The sequence below is a fragment of the Amycolatopsis sp. NPDC051903 genome (assembly GCF_044452505.1).
Lineage (GTDB): Bacteria > Actinomycetota > Actinomycetes > Mycobacteriales > Pseudonocardiaceae > Amycolatopsis.
In genome coordinates this window covers 25,444-40,164 of record NZ_JBITBT010000028.1, presented here as the reverse complement: position 1 = coordinate 40,164, position 14,721 = coordinate 25,444, and the positions used below count along the sequence as shown (strand labels likewise).

Below are 14,721 nucleotides of genomic sequence, written 5' to 3'. Positions count from 1 at the left end.
GGGGAAGAGCGAGGTCACTTCTTCCCGTGCTCCAGCGGGGGCGCGATCTGCGCACCGGACTTCTCGCCCTCGTCCGAGATGGACTCCTGGACTGGCGCCTCGGAAGCCGACGAGGTCGACGCGACACCGCCGACGGTCTCGTCCGAGTCGGTCTCGGTCTCGGTCTCGTCGGTCTCGACAGCCGGCGCGATCTTCTCGCGGACCGCGATCCGCAGCCAGGTCGTGACGACCCCGGGGGCGATCTCGATGTCGATCGTGTCGTCACCCGACGCGTCGGCGACGGTCCCGTAGAGGCCCGAAGTGGTCATGACGCGGTCACCGGGGGCGATGCTCTTTTGCAGGTCCTGCTGGGCTGCCTGCTGCTTCTTCTGCTTGCGGGTACCGAGGACGAGCGGCACGGCCACCACGACCAGCAGCAGCAACGGCAGCAGTAAGTTGTTCATGACTCTCCATTCGACGGGCGCCGCGTGGTCGCCGCTCGCGCCCGGTTTTGACGGATGTGCTGTCTTCGAGTGTGCCAGGTGCTCGCGAAATCGCCAGCACCCACCGTCTGTTGCGCCCCCGCCGACGGTGCCCGGCGCCCCGCGTCAGCCCTGGTCGAACAACGTGGGACCGCCCTGGTCCGACCGCCCGGTCTCGGGCGGCGGCACCAGGCCGAGGTGCTCCCACGCGGCCGCGGTCGCGACCCGGCCACGCGGAGTCCGGGCGAGCATACCCGCGCGGACCAGGTACGGTTCACACACCTCTTCCACCGTGGTCGCCTCTTCACCGACGGCGACCGCGAGCGTCGAGATGCCGACCGGTCCCCCGCCGAACGAGCGGGTCAGCGCCGTCAGCACGGCGCGGTCGAGCCGGTCGAGCCCGAGTTCGTCCACGTCGTAGACCTGCAGCGCGGCGCGCGCGACGTCCCTGGTCACGGTGCCGTCGCCGCGCACCTCGGCGTAGTCACGGACCCGGCGCAGCAGCCGATTCGCGATGCGGGGTGTCCCCCGCGACCGGCGGGCGATCTCGGCGCAGCCGTCGCGGTCGATGGTGATGCCGAGGATCGTCGCGGCGCGGCGCACGACGAGCTCCAGGTCGGCGTCGGTGTAGAACTCCATCTGGCCGGTGAAGCCGAAGCGGTCGCGCAGCGGCCCGGTCAGCGACCCCGACCGCGTGGTGGCCCCGACCAGGGTGAACGGTGCGATATCGAGCGGGATGCTCGTGGCGCCCGGCCCCTTGCCGACCACCACGTCGACGCGGAAGTCCTCCATCGCGAGGTACAGCATCTCCTCGGCGGGCCGGGCGATGCGGTGGATCTCGTCGATGAACAGCACGTCGCCGGGCGCGAGGTTCGACAGCATCGCGGCGAGGTCGCCCGCGCGCTCCAGCGCCGGGCCGGACGTGATGCGGATGGCCGCGCCGAGCTCGGCGGCCACGATCATCGCGAGGCTGGTCTTGCCCAGGCCGGGCGGACCGGACAACAGCACGTGGTCGGGCGGCACCCCGCGGCGCCGCGCGCTCTCGAGCACCAGCTCGAGCTGCTCGCGCACGCGGTGCTGGCCGACGAACTCGTCGAGCCGGCGCGGCCGCAGCGTCGTCTCGACCTCGCGTTCGCCGTTCTGCGACAACGCCGACATGGTCTCGTCGGTGTCGCCGCCGGCGTCGAACTCCGTCACCTCGTTCTCCACCGGTTACCGCTTCCGCCCGAGCATCGCCAGCGCCGCGCGCAGCACCGACGCCGTGGTGTGCCCGTCGCCCTCGGCGAGCACGCGGTCCACGGCCTGCTCGGCCTGCTTCGCCGGGAAACCCAGGCCCGCCAGCGCTTCCACGACCTCGGCGCGCAGGGCGCCGGGCGCGGACACCACCGGCGCCTCACCCGTCGCACCGAGCGCGGTGACCTTGTCGCGCAGCTCGAGGCTGAGGCGCTCGGCGCCCTTGCGGCCGATGCCGGGCACCTGCGTGAGAACGGTGATGTTGCCTTCCACCAGCGCCGCACGCAGTTTGTCGGGCTCGAGCACGGCCAGTGTCGCGAGCGCGAGCCGCGGGCCGATGCCCGACACGGTCTGCAGGAGGCCGAACAGCTCGCGCGCGTCTTCGTCGGCGAAGCCGAACAACGTCAGCGAGTCCTCGCGCACGACCAGCGCGGTGTGCAAGCGCACCTGCTCACCGCGGCGCAGCGTGGCGAGCGTCGCCGGCGTGGCCTGCACGGCGAAACCCACCCCGCCGACCTCGACCACCACGTGGTCCAGGCCGACGGACAGCACTTCACCGCGTACGGAGGAGATCATCGTGGGGCTCCCGTGTCGTCCAGCTTGCTCGGGGTCCGGCCGGCCGCGCGCCGCACCGGGGTGCGGGCGCCGACGCCGGCCTGTTTCGCGGCGGCCGCGAGCCGCGCCTTGTGCGCGCGGGCGAGCTCGGCCGCGCGCGCTTCCGCCTCGGCGAGGCGGACCCGCATGGGCTCGCGCCAGAGGTGGCAGATGGCCAGCGCCAGTGCGTCGGCCGCGTCGGCGGGGTGCGGTTTCACCTCGAGGCTGAGCAGACGCATCACCATGCCGGTGACCTGCGCTTTGTCGGCACGGCCCGAGCCGGTGACGGCGGCCTTGACCTCACTCGGGGTGTGGAACACGACCGGCAGCCCGCGCCGGGCCGCGGCCAGCGCGACGACGCCACCGGCCTGCGCCGTGCCCATGGCCGTGCGGACGTTGTGCTGCGCGAACACGCGCTCGACGGCGACGGCTTCGGGTTTGTACCGGTCCAGCCAGGTCTCGACCTCGTCGGCGATGCCGAGCAGCCGCTGCGCGAGGTCGGAGTCCGCCGGGGTGCGCACGACGCCCACGGCCACCGCGCGGACGGCCCGGCCCCTGCCACCGTCGACCACGCCGAGACCGCACCTGGTCAGACCGGGGTCGACCCCGAGCACCCGCACACCTTCTCCTTCACCCGCGCGAACATCCGTTCGAGGTGCAGGCTACTGGGCGGCGGCGCGGCAGGATGGCCGCCATGCCGGAGCCGATCGAATTCATCCGCCACCTGGGTCTTCAGCCGCTGCCGGTCGAAGGCGGCCGGTTCGCGCAGAGCTGGCGCTCGGCCGAGGGGTCGGCCATCTACTACCTGCTGGTCGCGCCGGAGTTCTCGGCACCGCACCGGCTCGACCGCGTCGAGGTGTTCGTGCACCACGCGGGCGCGCCGGCGCGGATGCTGCTGCTGCACCCCGGCGGTTCGGTGACGCGGCCGGTGCTCGGCACCGACGTCGCCGCGGGTGAGCGGCCGCAGGTCGTGGTACCTGCCGGGACCTGGCAGGCGACGGTGCCGCTCAGTCCGTGGAGCCTGCTGGGCACGGTGGTCGTACCGCCCTACACCGACGACTGTGTGGAGTTCGCCGACGCGGCGACGCTCGCCGCCCGGTTTCCCGCCGCGGCCGGGGACCTGCGCGCGCTGCCCGGTTCGTGAGTGTTCAGGGCCCGTCGACGCCCGGGGTCCAGCTCTCCGGCGCACCGCTTTCGGTGAGCACCGGCTGCCACTCGGCGAAGCCCTCGGGAGCCGTGTCGTGCCAGGGGAACTGCCCGTCGGGCGTCGCGACGATCACCTGCAGCGCCGGGAAATCCCCGTCCGGGTAGACGAGGAACGCCGAGCCGAAGTACTCGGGGTAGTGGCCCTTCGCGACGCGCTCGAAGACGACGGGCGCGCCGTCGAAGAAGTCGTCGTAGCGCTTGCCGACCTCGAAGATCTCGCCGTTGGCCGCGCGGTCGACGTACGCGTCGAGCAGGATCGGGCCCACGTCGCCGGGCAGGCCGACGACCACGACCTCCGGCACGTTGTGCAGCGCCCACGCGCACGCGGTGAAGCTGTAGCCCGCGCCCTGCTCGTCGTCCGGGACGGCGATCACCGCGTTGCCGCGCTCCTTGGCCTGGGACTCGATCCAGTCGATGAGGCGCTGCTCTTCGGCGGTGAGGGCTGAGGTCGTCACGGCGGTCATTGTGCCGCACCCGCGCGGCTGAGCCCAGTACCGGCGCGGGGCAATTTCCGGGGCGCAGCAAGGAATCGGGCTACGCTCCGTTCATCGGGACGGAAACGGCCCCGGCCGGGCACGGATTCCTCCGTTGCCCGACCGGGGCCGGCCGGCGCCGGTCGCGGTGTTCGCCGCGGCGCCGGAATTCCTTGCTGCGAGCGGAAAACACCGCTCTGGACCACCGTCAGCCGATCGAAACCACGACTTCGTCGGGGAGGTGGCCCCCGTCAGTCGACCGAAGCCATGACCTCGTCGGAGACGTCGAAATTGGCGTAGACGTTCTGCACGTCGTCGCAGTCCTCGAGCGCGTCGATCAGCTTGAAGACCTTCTTCGCACCGTCCACGTCGAGCGGGACGCTGACGGTCGGCAGGAAGGTCAGTTCCGCCGACTCGTACTCGAACCCGGCTTCCTGCAGCGCCTTGCGCACCGGCACGAGGTCGCCGCCCTCGGAGACGATCTCGAAGCTCTCGTCGAGGTCGTTGACCTCCTCGGCGCCCGCGTCGAGCACGGCCATGAGCACGTCGTCCTCGGCCGCCGAGGCCTTCGGCATGATCACGACGCCCTTGCGGTTGAACATGTAGGCGACCGAACCGGGGTCGGCGAGCGAACCGCCGTTGCGCGTGAGCGCGGTCCGCACCTCCATCGCGGCGCGGTTCTTGTTGTCCGTGAGGCACTCGATCAGCACCGCGACGCCGTTGGGGCCGTAACCCTCGTACGTGATGTTCTGCCAGTCGGCGCCACCGGCCTCTTCACCGGCGCCGCGCTTGCGCGCGCGCTCGATGTTGTCCTGCGGGACCGAGTTCTTCTTCGCCTTCTGGATGGCGTCGTAGAGCGTGGGGTTGCCCTCGGGGTCACCACCACCGGTGCCGGTCCGGGCCGCCACCTCGATGTTCTTGATCAGCCGGGCGAAGAGCTTGCCCCGTTTCGCGTCGAGGTTGGCCTTCTTGTGCTTCGTCGTGGCCCACTTGGAGTGGCCGCTCATCTTTCCTCCATCTGTTCCGCGGCCGCGCGACCATTCGTCGCGCGGCCGCCGCAATCCCTGCTCAGGCTTCTCGCACGAGCTCGACGAACAACCGGTGCACCCGCTCGTCCCCGGTGATCTCGGGGTGGAACGCCGTGGCCAGCACCGCCCCCTGCCGGACGGCGACGATCCTAGCCTCGGGCTCGCCCATCTCGTGATCTTCGGGCACGGCTGCGGGCGGGACCGTAGCCAGTACCTCGACCCCCGCGCCCGCCTTCTCGACCCACGGGGCCCGGATGAACACCGCGTGCACGGGCCCGTCACCGACGCCGGCGAAGTCGAGGTCCACCTCGAACGAATCCACCTGCCGGCCGAACGCGTTGCGCCGGACGACCACGTCGAGCCCGCCGAGCTGCTGCTGGTCCGGGCGCCCGTCGAGCACCTGGCGGGCCAGCAGGATCATCCCGGCGCACGAGCCGAAGGCCGGCATCCCGCCGGCGATCCGCGCGCGCACCGGCTCAAGCAGCTCGAAGCTCTCCAGCAGCCGCGACATGGTGGTCGACTCGCCGCCGGGGAGCACCAGGCCGTCCACTTCGGACAGTTCCGCCTCGCGCCGCACCGGCACCGCGTGGGCCCCCGCGCGCTCCAGCATCGCGACGTGCTCGCGCACGGCGCCCTGCAGGGCGAGCACGCCGACCGTCGGCCGCGCTCCCGAAGCTGTCACCACCGACCTCCCGAAAGACGTTCGCTTCAGCTTAGGGGGACGCCTCGCGGGCCTTCCGGCCAGGTCAGCGGGCGGTCGACCGGCCGTCACCCGCTCGAGCGACCGCGCCGTCCGCCGTCGCCCGGCGAGGAGAAGTGGCCTTCCCGAATCGCCACCGAGTGGCCACCAGAAGGGGGATCTCGCCACCCGACCGAACACCCGGGAACGGGAACGCACTGCTGCGGCGCCCACCCGTACCTCCAGGATACCCCGCTGCCAGCCGCGCAGGTCAGGACCGCTTCGCGCGGGCGTGACGCGGTCGACAGGGGTGACCGGACGCCGGATCCGCAGGTCGAGGCCACTCGCGAAGTGGACTGCCGAATTACCCGGCCACTGGCCTGGTTCACCGGTCCACCACGGACCTACGCTCGGAAGCGCAGGAGCAAGCCCCCGAGAAAGGCCCCGAGGTGTCCGAGCAGCAGACCGCCCCCGAATCCCCCTCCGTGACCGGTACCGCCAAGGTCAAGCGCGGCATGGCCGAGATGCTCAAGGGCGGGGTGATCATGGACGTGGTCACCGCCGAGCAGGCGAAGATCGCCGAGGACGCCGGCGCGGTCGCGGTGATGGCGCTCGAGCGGGTGCCCGCCGACATCCGCGCGCAGGGCGGCGTGGCGCGCATGAGCGACCCCGACCTGATCGACGGCATCATCGAGGCCGTCTCGATCCCGGTGATGGCGAAGGCCCGCATCGGCCACTTCGTCGAGGCGCAGGTGCTGCAGGCGCTCGGCGTCGACTACATCGACGAGTCCGAGGTGCTGACCCCGGCCGACTACGCCAACCACATCGACAAGTGGGCGTTCACCGTGCCGTTCGTGTGCGGTGCGACCAACCTGGGCGAGGCGCTGCGCCGCATCACCGAGGGCGCGGCGATGATCCGCTCCAAGGGCGAGGCCGGCACCGGCGACGTCTCCAACGCCACCACCCACATGCGCAAGATCCGCGGCGAGATCCGCCGGCTGCAGTCACTGCCCGAGGACGAGCTGTTCGTCGCCGCGAAGGAGCTGCAGGCGCCGTACGAGCTGGTCAAGGAGGTCGCCGAGGCCGGCAAGCTGCCGGTGGTGCTGTTCACCGCGGGCGGTATCGCGACCCCGGCCGACGCGGCGATGATGATGCAGCTGGGCGCCGAGGGCGTGTTCGTCGGCTCGGGCATCTTCAAGTCCGGCAACCCCGCGCAGCGCGCCGAGGCCATCGTCAAGGCGACGACCTTCTACGACGACCCGGACGTGCTGGCCAAGGTGTCGCGCGGCCTGGGCGAGGCCATGGTCGGCATCAACGTCGAGGAGCTGCCGGAGCCGCACCGCCTCGCCGAGCGCGGCTGGTGAGCCCTCAGGAGTATTCGGAGATCTCCACCCCGAACGTGCCGGGTTCCAGCGCCTCGAAGAGGTGCGGCACGTCCCCGGGGTAGGAGATGTAGTCGCCGGGCAGCAGCTCGACCGGGTCGTCGGTCACGCCGACGCGGGCCCGTCCGGCGCAGATCACGATGTGCTCGACCACGCCGTTCATGTGCGGGTCCGACCGCCGCGGAGTGCCCGGCTCCGCGCGGATCACGTACATGTCCCGGCGCGCCGAAGGCGGACACGCGGACAGCAGCGTGCACGCGTAGTCGGCGTGCTCGGCGAACACCGTCGGCCCCTTGCCCGCGCGGATCACGCGGACCTGGGGCCGATCGGGCTCCACGAGCCGGGAGAACGGCACGTCGAGCGCGACGCCGAGGGCCCAGAGCGTCTCCACGCTCGGGTTGCCCGAACCGGATTCCAGCTGCGACAACGTGGACTTCGCCAGGCCGGCCCGCCGGGCGACCTCCGTGAGCGACAGACCCGCCCGCGCGCGTTCGCGGCGCAGCGACGAGGCGATGATCTCCAGCGGCGCGCCGCCGTTGTCCTGCGACATGTGTGTTCGCTCCATCAGTCTGCTCGTTCGTCTTGACGAACACCCGGTGCTGTGTTCAGCATAAGGCACTATGCGTTCGATTTGGCGAACACTCGACCGGGACCTCGCCCGGGACATCGGACTCGTCTGCCTGGCCGACGGCCTCGTCGGCGTGTCGTACGGCGCCATCGCCGTGAGCTCGGGCTTCCCGCTGTGGGCCCCGATGCTGCTGTCGCTGCTGGTCTTCGCCGGCGCGTCGCAGTTCATGCTGGTCGGCATCATCGCCGGCGGCGGCAACCCGCTGGCCGCCGTCGTGGCCGGCCTGCTGGTGAACGCGCGGCACCTGCCGTTCGGCTTCGCGGTCGGCGACGTGTTCGGCTCGCGGTGGGCGGCCCGGATCGCCGGCAGCCACGTGATGATCGACGAGTCCGTCGCGTTCGCCCTGGCCCAGCGCGACACCGACCGCCGCCGAGCCGCGTACTGGGGCTGCGGGATCGGCCTGTTCGTGTGCTGGAACGCCGGCGTCGTGCTCGGCGCGTTCGCCGGCACCGCGATCAGCGACACCGCCGCGTTCGGCCTGGACGCGGCGTTCCCGGCCGTGCTGCTGGCCCTCGTGCTGCCCGCGCTGCGTGACCGCGCGTCGCGGCTGCCGGTGCTGGTGGGGGTGGTGATCGCGCTCGTGGCGACGCCGTTCCTGCCCGCCGGGCTGCCGGTGCTGCTCGCCCTGGCCGGGGTGCTGATCGGGGTGGCGGCGAAGGAACCGAAGCACCTCGAGGGAGCGCACTGATGGACGGCGTCGAACTGCTGGTGGCCACCGTCGTCCTGGGGGCGGGCACGTTCGCGTTCCGCTTCGCGGGCCCGGTCCTGCGCAAGCGCGTGCGGCTGTCGCCGCGGGCGCAGCGGCTGATGGCGCTCGCCGCGGTCGTGCTGCTCGCCGCGCTCGTCGCGACCAGCGCGTTCACCGAGGGCCACGCGTTCGCCGGCTTCGCCCGGCCCGCCGGGGTGCTGGTCGGGGGCGTGCTGGCGTGGCGGAAGGCGCCGTTCGTCGTGGTCGTCGTGGCCGCGGCGGCGACGGCCGCGCTGCTGCGCCTCGCGGGCGTCCCCTGAGCTTCAGTCGGCCCCCGCAGTGACCAGAGCTTCGGCGGCGAGGGTGCGTGAGCAGACACCGTCGTCGGCGACGGTGACGAGGCCCGCGGCCTGCAGCAGCTGCAGGTGCTTCACGACAACGCACGGCTTCAGCCCCGTTCGGCGCGCCAGGTCGCCGGCGTCGGCGGGCGTGGCGAGCGAGGTCAGCAGCGCGCTGCGGCTGCGGCCCAGCACTCCGCGCAGGGCCGGTGAAGACGTGGTGCCGCCCGTTTCCCACAGGCCGGCGATGCCGCGGGCCGGGTAGCGCAGGACGGGCTGCCAGCCGGCGTGGGTGCGCGAAACGACCCGCGGCCAGACGAACACCGAGGGCACCAGCACGAGCCCGCGTCCGTGCGGGGCGCCCGTCGCGGGGATCCGGCGCTGGGCCACCGTGAGAGCGCCTTCGGCCCAGTGCACGGCGGGCCCGAGGTCGTGGAACAGGTCCTCGACCGCGCCGGCCGCGAGCAGCCGCGAGCGGTGCAGCACGTCGCCCTCGAGCAGGGCGCGCATGCGCGGCCACGCGGGGGCCAGCGCCACGGCCCAGTACCGCTCCATGAGGCCGGCGAGCCGGTCGAGCCCGGCTTCCGGGTCGCGGTGCAGGCGCGTGAGTGAGACCGGACGCGTCGGATCCATCGATTCGATCTCCCGGCGCACCGTGCGCGGCGAGACGTCACGCAGGTCGGCGAGCTCGTCCGCCAGCTGCGGCACCGGGGAACTCGGCGCGGGCGCGAGGAAGCGCGGCACGGACCGGCCGGCGACGAGATCGGCGAGCGGGGCCACGTCGATCCCCGCGTCGGCCAGGGCCGCCGAGGCCTGGCGCACCCACGGCAGGTGCAACGCGTGCTCCCCCGGCCGCGCCAGCACGCGCACGCTCGCGACGATTTCCCACAACGGCGAAAACGCGAGCCTCGTTCGCGCGAGTTCGTCCACCGACCACGCCAGATCCAGCACTTTCCTCCCTCAAGGAAACGGAGATCGGGGCAGTGTAGAAGGATCCGTTGTGGACATTCAGGTGGGGGTGACGCGCTGCGGGAAACCGAGTTCGTGCTGCACCGGCGACGATTCGGGGGCGGGAAGGGCGCACGCCGTGATTTGCTCGGTCGCGATCCGGCATTTCCGGATCGAGGTGGTTCACGTCGGCCGTACTGCCGAATTCGAACCCGGGTCCGGCCGGATTCGGGCGTTCCCGCACCGCGCGCAGTTTCGCCCGATGGGGCGACACCGGAAGCTCGCCGCATGATCGAGCGCCGAACTCGGGCCGGCCCGAGTCCACGATCGATTGATCACTGCGGCGGCCACGGGGCGGTGCTTCGGCCATCGGCGACCCGCGCCCGGAACGCGGAGCAAACGCGTGGTAACCCCGCCCCGCCTTGCCCTGGCCAGGGTAGCGGGTGTGTGATCGTGGACACATCGCGTACACCAGCCGTTCGCCGAGGAGTCGCCATGGCCGACAAGCAGAGCAGGAGTACCGACACCGGGGCCGCCGTCGCTGTGGACGACCCCGCCAAGGTTCGCAACGTCGTGCTCGTGGGGCCCTCCGGGTCCGGGAAGACCACTCTCACCGAAGCGCTGCTCGCCGCGTCCGGCACCGTCCCGCGCGCCGGCTCGGTCGTCGAGGGCACCACGGTGTGCGACCACGACCCCGCCGCGGTCCGCCAGCAGCGCTCCGTCGGGCTGTCCGTGGCGCCGGTGATGCACCAGGGGCACAAGATCAACCTCATCGACACTCCCGGGTACGCCGACTTCGTGGGCGAGCTGCGCGCCGGGCTGCGGGCGGCCGACGCCGCCCTGTTCGTGGTCTGCGCCGCCGAAGGTGTCGACGCCGCGACCGTGGCCGTGTGGGAGGAGTGCGCCTCCGTCGGGATGCCCCGGGCCGTGGTCGTCTCGCGGCTCGACCACCACCGCGCCGACGCGCTCGCCGAGATCGCCGCGTGCCAGGCCGCGTTCGGCGCCGGTGTGCTGCCGCTGTACCTGCCCGCTCGCGACGGGCTCGTCGGGCTCATCACCCAGCGCTACTTCGACTACTCGGCCGGCTACCCACCGCGCGTCGGCGCCCCGGACGCGGCCGACCTCGACGGGCTCACCGAGGCCCGCAACGAGCTCATCGAGGGGATCATCGCCGAGAGCGAGGACGAGACCCTGATGGAGCGCTACCTCGGCGGCGAGGAGATCTCCGAGGACACGCTCATCTCCGACCTCGAGACGGCGGTGGCGCGCGGGTCGTTCCACCCCGTGATCCCGGTGTGCGCCACGAGCGGGATCGGGCTGGCGGAGGTGCTCGACGGGATCGTCCGCGCGTTCCCGTCGCCGCTCGAGCACACCCCGCCCGGGGTCACCACGCCCGAAGGCGGTGAGCACGGCGCGCTGACGGCCGATCCGGGCGGGCCGCTCGCCGCGGAGGTCGTGCGCACGGCGGTCGACTCCTACGTCGGCCGCGTGTCGCTGGTCCGGGTGTTCTCGGGGACGCTGCGGCCGGAGCACGCGGTGCACGTGTCGGGCCACGGCCTGGCCGAGCGCGGCCACGAGGACCACGACGCCGACGAGCGCGTCGCGCACCTCTACTCCCCGCTCGGCTCCTCGCTGCGCGAGGTGCCGTACTGCGTCGCGGGCGACCTGTGCGCGCTGACGAAGATCGGTTCGGCCGAGACGGGCGACACCGTCTCCTCCCCCGACGACCCGCTGGTGATGAAACCGTGGCGGATGCCCGAACCGCTGCTGCCGGTCGCCATCGTCGCGAAGACCCGCAGCGACGAGGACACGTTGTCGCGCAACCTCTCCCGCCTCGTCGCGGGCGACCCGACGCTGCGGCTCGACCGCAACGCCGAGACGGGTCAGCTCGTGCTGTGGTGCATGGGCGAAGCGCACGCCGACGTGGTGCTCTCGCGCCTGCGCGCCGGCGGCGCGGACGTCGACACCGAACCCGTGCGGATCAGCCTGCGCTCCACGTTCGCCAAGCCCGCCCGCGGGCACGGCCGCCACGTGAAGCAGTCCGGCGGCCACGGCCAGTTCGCCGTCTGCGACATCGAAGTCGAGCCCCTGCCCCGCGGCGGCGGGTTCGAGTTCGTCGACAAGGTCGTCGGCGGCTCGGTGCCGCACCAGTTCATCCCGAGCGTGGAAAAGGGCGTCCGCGCGCAGCTGAAGCGGGGACTGCTCGACGGCCACCCGGTCGTCGACGTCCGCGTGACCCTGGTGGACGGCAAGGCGCACAGCGTCGATTCCTCCGACGCCGCGTTCCAGACCGCCGGCGCACTCGCCCTGCGCGAAGCCGCGGCCGCCAGCCGCATCACCCTGCTGGAACCCCTGGACTCCGTCGACATCACCCTGCCGGACGACCACCTCGGCACCGTCCTCGGCGACCTGTCCTCCCGCCGCGGCCGCGTCCTCGGCACCGAATCCGGCGAAGGCGGCCGCACGGTCATCCACACCGAAGTCCCCGCCGCGGAACTGCTCCGCTACGCCATCGACCTCCGCTCGCTGACCTCCGGCACCGCCACCTTCACCAGGCACCACGCCCGCTTCGAACCCCTACCGGAAGGCGCCGCCGTCCCCACGTAAAAGCCCACGCACAACCACCCCACCACGAAAACCGCACCACCAACCGCAACCCGACAACGCACCTCACCAGTGCACCCAGCCCCACCCCTGCACCACGATCCCCGCGCCCTTCACGGTTCTGGGCCGGTTGTCAAGGCACGCATTCCAGCCTTGACAACCGGCCCAGAACCGTAGAAACAATCAAAAATCGGGGTGCCCCCGCCCCTTCGTGCGCAACGTCGCGCGCCAGCGCGACGAGCCACCCGCGACCCACTAGCCGCAACGTCTCCCGCGCGACGAGCCGCCCCCGACCCTCAGAACTCAAACCCCCCAGGCTTCCCATTCCGATCAGCCAGCAACCCGGCCAGCACCGCGATCGCGATCTCCGCCGGTTTCCTCGACCCGATGTTCAACCCCACCGGCCGATGCACCCGCGCGATCTCCCCGGGCGCCACCCCGAGCCCCGTCAACGCCGCCACATGAGGCCCTTCGTGCCGAGGATTCCCCAGCACCCCCACCCACCGCGGCTCCCCCGCCAGCGCATCCCGCAGCACGACACCGAGCTCCGCCCGGTGGTGGTCCGTCACGACCACGTCCGCGGTCTTGTCGAGCCCCGGCAGCACGGTCCGGATGTCGCACGCGGTCTGCACGTCGGTCGCCCGCGCGGCGTCGGGCTCGAACAGCACGGTCCGGTAGCCCAGGTCGGCGGCGTAGCTCAGCAGGTACCGCGCCACCGGCGAGGCGAACACGGCGACCAGCGTCCGCTCGTCGGCGTCCGGGTCGGGAGCTCCATGGGCGACGGCACAGGCATCGGGTTCGACGGTCATGCGCCTCAGTCTGCCACCGTCACAGGTCGGGTTCAGCGAACTCGAAGTACTCCGGCAGCGGTGCGGTGCCGGCGAGGCGGAAGTACCGGACCTTCCGCCGCCGCCGCAACGCGAGCGTGTCGCGCACGGCGTCGTTGTGCACGCGGCGCGCTATGACCACCCGGTGCTCGGCGTCGGTGAGCTCTTCGGCGAGCGCGGCCGGCAACCCGGTCCGGCTCACGCGCGCGAGGACGAGCGTCAGCTCGTTCTCCTCCACTTCGCGCTCGGCCCGTGACGCGCCCTCGGCCCGTTCGGCGGCCACCCGCAGCCCGGTCCCGTCCCCGTCCAGCACCGCGGCCACGGCGCGGGCGACCACCGCGCGCCGCGCGAGGGCGGCGTCGAGGGCGGCCCAGCCGGCGTCCATGCGGACGTGCAGGCGGTCGAGCCGGTTGGCCGTCGCCACGAGGAAAAGCCCACCGAGCACGACGATCGCGGCCAGCACCGGGATCAGCCACCCCAGCCAGGTCACTGCGCGAGCTCCCGCTCCCCCGCGACGACCAGCCGCGGATCGGCCGCGATCGCGGTTTCGTACACGCGCAGCACCTGCGTGACGACGACCGACCAGTCGTACGCCGTGACCCGCTCCCCCGCCGCCGCGGCCAGCGACGCGCGCTGAGCCGGATCGCCGAGGAGCTCCCGCAGGCCGTCGGCGAGCGAGCCCGCGTCACCGGTCGTGGTGAGCATCCCGGCCTTGCCGTCGTCGAGCACGCGGCGGAACGAGTCGAGGCCGCTCGCCAGCACGGGCGTGCCGGCGGCCATCGCCTCGGTCAGGATCATGCCGAAGCTCTCGCCCCCGGTGTTGGGCGCGCAGTACACGTCGACGCTGCGCAGCGCCCGGGCTTTCGTCGCGTCGTCGACCTGGCCGAGCAGCTCCACGTGCGGCCACAGCTCGGGTCCCGCCATGCGGCGCAGCTGGTCCGGATCACCGCGGCCGACGACGAGCAGCCGCAGCTCCTCGAACTCCGGCAGCAGCCGCCGCGCCGCCTCCAGCAGCACGTCCATGCCCTTGCGGGGTTCGGTGAACCGGCCGACGAACCCGACCGTGCCGCCGGCGCGCGGGTAGCCCTCCAGCGGTGTCGCGCGGGCGAAGAACTCCGAGTCGACGCCGTTGGGGATCTCCACCGCGTCGCCACCCGCGTGCTCCACCTGCACGCGCCGGGCGAGCACCGACACCGCGATGCGCGCGGTGATCTTCTCCAGCAGGGGCCGCAGCACCGGCTGGAACGCCGCCAGCGTGCGCGAGCGCGTGGTGGCCGTGTGGAACGTCGCGACGATCGGGCCGTCCGCGACCTTCAACGCGAGCAGCGACAGGCTCGGCGCGGTGGGTTCGTGCAGGTGCAGCACGTCGAAGCCGTTGTCGCGGATCCAGCGCCGCACCCGCGCGTAGGACACGGGGCCGAACTGGAGCCGGGCGACCGAGCCGTTGTACGGGATGCCGAGCGCGCGGCCGGCGGGGTGCACGAAGTCCGGCAACTGCGCGTCTTCGTCGGCCGGCGCCAGCACCGAGACGCGGTGGCCACGCTCGATGAGCGCCCGCGCGAGGTCGATCACGTGCCCCTGAACCCCGCCGGGTACGTCGAAGGAGTAAGGGCACACGATCCCGATCTTCAG

18 protein-coding genes are annotated in these 14,721 nt (G+C 72.4%); 6 read left to right on the top strand and 12 right to left on the bottom strand.

The window, feature by feature from the left end; genetic code table 11:
- Positions 1-14: 14 nt before the first annotated feature.
- The 4 genes from yajC to ruvC all read right to left on the bottom strand — a co-directional run bounded on the left by yajC (position 15) and on the right by ruvC (position 2,908).
- The gene (yajC, locus tag ACIA77_RS37890) at positions 15-443 is read right to left on the bottom strand and encodes a preprotein translocase subunit YajC (RefSeq protein WP_395890920.1); all 429 of its coding nucleotides are present in this window, start codon (positions 441-443) and stop codon (positions 15-17) included.
- A gap of 144 nt (positions 444-587) precedes the next feature.
- Positions 588-1,619 carry a Holliday junction branch migration DNA helicase RuvB gene (gene ruvB, locus ACIA77_RS37885; RefSeq protein ID WP_395890988.1) on the bottom strand — a complete coding sequence of 344 codons (1,032 nt, stop codon included), beginning with the start codon at positions 1,617-1,619 and terminating at the stop codon, positions 588-590.
- A 54-nt stretch (positions 1,620-1,673) separates the two neighbouring features.
- Positions 1,674-2,270, bottom strand: a complete 597-nt coding sequence (gene ruvA / locus ACIA77_RS37880) for a Holliday junction branch migration protein RuvA (RefSeq protein WP_395890919.1) — start codon at positions 2,268-2,270, stop codon at positions 1,674-1,676.
- Positions 2,267-2,908, bottom strand: a complete 642-nt coding sequence (gene ruvC / locus ACIA77_RS37875; protein WP_395890918.1) for a crossover junction endodeoxyribonuclease RuvC — start codon at positions 2,906-2,908, stop codon at positions 2,267-2,269. Before ruvC ends, ruvA begins: the two co-directional genes overlap by 4 nt.
- A 74-nt stretch (positions 2,909-2,982) precedes the next feature.
- Here ruvC and ACIA77_RS37870 point away from each other — a divergent pair, with 74 nt between their 5' ends.
- Positions 2,983-3,432 carry a cupin domain-containing protein gene (locus tag ACIA77_RS37870; protein WP_395890917.1) on the top strand — a complete coding sequence of 150 codons (450 nt, stop codon included), beginning with the start codon at positions 2,983-2,985 and terminating at the stop codon, positions 3,430-3,432.
- 4 nt (positions 3,433-3,436) lie between these two features.
- On the opposite strand, the gene ACIA77_RS37865 is transcribed toward ACIA77_RS37870, so the two are convergent.
- From ACIA77_RS37865 to pdxT, 3 genes are all read right to left on the bottom strand, one after another.
- Entirely contained in the window at positions 3,437-3,958 is a 522-nt protein-coding gene (locus ACIA77_RS37865; RefSeq protein ID WP_395890916.1) for a DUF4262 domain-containing protein, read from the bottom strand.
- A gap of 260 nt (positions 3,959-4,218) precedes the next feature.
- Complete coding sequence (locus tag ACIA77_RS37860) at positions 4,219-4,974, bottom strand: YebC/PmpR family DNA-binding transcriptional regulator (RefSeq protein WP_395890915.1); 756 nt, start codon at positions 4,972-4,974, stop codon at positions 4,219-4,221.
- A 61-nt stretch (positions 4,975-5,035) separates the two neighbouring features.
- Positions 5,036-5,680 (bottom strand): pyridoxal 5'-phosphate synthase glutaminase subunit PdxT, encoded by a 645-nt coding sequence (gene pdxT / locus ACIA77_RS37855; protein ID WP_395890913.1) that lies wholly within the window; start codon positions 5,678-5,680, stop codon positions 5,036-5,038.
- 443 nt (positions 5,681-6,123) lie between these two features.
- On the opposite strand from pdxT, the gene pdxS reads away from it, so the two are divergent.
- Entirely contained in the window at positions 6,124-7,038 is a 915-nt protein-coding gene (gene pdxS / locus ACIA77_RS37850) for a pyridoxal 5'-phosphate synthase lyase subunit PdxS (protein WP_395890912.1), read from the top strand.
- 4 nt (positions 7,039-7,042) lie between these two features.
- On the opposite strand, the gene ACIA77_RS37845 is transcribed toward pdxS, so the two are convergent.
- A complete protein-coding gene (locus ACIA77_RS37845) occupies positions 7,043-7,606 on the bottom strand; it encodes a helix-turn-helix domain-containing protein (protein ID WP_395890987.1) in 564 nt (187 codons plus the stop codon).
- 70 nt (positions 7,607-7,676) lie between these two features.
- Here ACIA77_RS37845 and ACIA77_RS37840 point away from each other — a divergent pair, with 70 nt between their 5' ends.
- Together ACIA77_RS37840 and ACIA77_RS37835 are read left to right on the top strand one after the other, a co-directional pair.
- Entirely contained in the window at positions 7,677-8,372 is a 696-nt protein-coding gene (locus ACIA77_RS37840; RefSeq protein WP_395890911.1) for an AzlC family ABC transporter permease, read from the top strand.
- Complete coding sequence (locus tag ACIA77_RS37835) at positions 8,372-8,692, top strand: AzlD domain-containing protein (protein ID WP_395890910.1); 321 nt, start codon at positions 8,372-8,374, stop codon at positions 8,690-8,692. The genes ACIA77_RS37840 and ACIA77_RS37835 overlap by 1 nt, the downstream gene beginning before the upstream one ends.
- Before the next feature lie 3 nt (positions 8,693-8,695).
- Here the strand turns inward: ACIA77_RS37835 and ACIA77_RS37830 are convergent, their stop codons facing one another.
- A complete protein-coding gene (locus ACIA77_RS37830) occupies positions 8,696-9,661 on the bottom strand; it encodes a DUF5937 family protein (protein WP_395890909.1) in 966 nt (321 codons plus the stop codon).
- A gap of 49 nt (positions 9,662-9,710) precedes the next feature.
- On the opposite strand from ACIA77_RS37830, the gene ACIA77_RS37825 reads away from it, so the two are divergent.
- Together ACIA77_RS37825 and ACIA77_RS37820 are read left to right on the top strand one after the other, a co-directional pair.
- Positions 9,711-9,950, top strand: coding sequence for a hypothetical protein (locus tag ACIA77_RS37825; RefSeq protein ID WP_395890908.1), 240 nt, complete (start codon positions 9,711-9,713; stop codon positions 9,948-9,950).
- 203 nt (positions 9,951-10,153) lie between these two features.
- The gene (locus ACIA77_RS37820; RefSeq protein WP_395890907.1) at positions 10,154-12,265 is read left to right on the top strand and encodes an elongation factor G-like protein EF-G2; all 2,112 of its coding nucleotides are present in this window, start codon (positions 10,154-10,156) and stop codon (positions 12,263-12,265) included.
- Between the two features lie 293 nt (positions 12,266-12,558).
- On the opposite strand, the gene ACIA77_RS37815 is transcribed toward ACIA77_RS37820, so the two are convergent.
- The 3 genes from ACIA77_RS37815 to ACIA77_RS37805 are packed head-to-tail and all read right to left on the bottom strand — an operon-like array spanning position 12,559 to position 14,721.
- Complete coding sequence (locus ACIA77_RS37815) at positions 12,559-13,071, bottom strand: XdhC family protein (RefSeq protein ID WP_395890906.1); 513 nt, start codon at positions 13,069-13,071, stop codon at positions 12,559-12,561.
- A 19-nt stretch (positions 13,072-13,090) separates the two neighbouring features.
- Positions 13,091-13,579, bottom strand: a complete 489-nt coding sequence (locus ACIA77_RS37810) for an NUDIX hydrolase (protein ID WP_395890905.1) — start codon at positions 13,577-13,579, stop codon at positions 13,091-13,093.
- Complete coding sequence (locus tag ACIA77_RS37805) at positions 13,576-14,721, bottom strand: glycosyltransferase family 4 protein (RefSeq protein ID WP_395890986.1); 1,146 nt, start codon at positions 14,719-14,721, stop codon at positions 13,576-13,578. The genes ACIA77_RS37810 and ACIA77_RS37805 overlap by 4 nt, the downstream gene beginning before the upstream one ends.

What these genes read in the sequence shown, in the direction of transcription:
- yajC (WP_395890920.1), bottom strand. Translation starts at nt 443, where the DNA reads ATGAACAACTTACTGCTGCCGTTGCTGCTGCTGGTCGTGGTGGCCGTG.
- ruvB (WP_395890988.1), bottom strand. Translation starts at nt 1,619, where the DNA reads ATGTCGGCGTTGTCGCAGAACGGCGAACGCGAGGTCGAGACGACGCTG.
- ruvA (WP_395890919.1), bottom strand. Translation starts at nt 2,270, where the DNA reads ATGATCTCCTCCGTACGCGGTGAAGTGCTGTCCGTCGGCCTGGACCAC.
- ACIA77_RS37870 (WP_395890917.1), top strand. Translation starts at nt 2,983, where the DNA reads ATGCCGGAGCCGATCGAATTCATCCGCCACCTGGGTCTTCAGCCGCTG.
- ACIA77_RS37865 (WP_395890916.1), bottom strand. Translation starts at nt 3,958, where the DNA reads ATGACCGCCGTGACGACCTCAGCCCTCACCGCCGAAGAGCAGCGCCTC.
- ACIA77_RS37860 (WP_395890915.1), bottom strand. Translation starts at nt 4,974, where the DNA reads ATGAGCGGCCACTCCAAGTGGGCCACGACGAAGCACAAGAAGGCCAAC.
- ACIA77_RS37845 (WP_395890987.1), bottom strand. Translation starts at nt 7,606, where the DNA reads ATGTCGCAGGACAACGGCGGCGCGCCGCTGGAGATCATCGCCTCGTCG.
- ACIA77_RS37840 (WP_395890911.1), top strand. Translation starts at nt 7,677, where the DNA reads ATGCGTTCGATTTGGCGAACACTCGACCGGGACCTCGCCCGGGACATC.
- ACIA77_RS37835 (WP_395890910.1), top strand. Translation starts at nt 8,372, where the DNA reads ATGGACGGCGTCGAACTGCTGGTGGCCACCGTCGTCCTGGGGGCGGGC.
- ACIA77_RS37820 (WP_395890907.1), top strand. Translation starts at nt 10,154, where the DNA reads ATGGCCGACAAGCAGAGCAGGAGTACCGACACCGGGGCCGCCGTCGCT.
- ACIA77_RS37815 (WP_395890906.1), bottom strand. Translation starts at nt 13,071, where the DNA reads ATGACCGTCGAACCCGATGCCTGTGCCGTCGCCCATGGAGCTCCCGAC.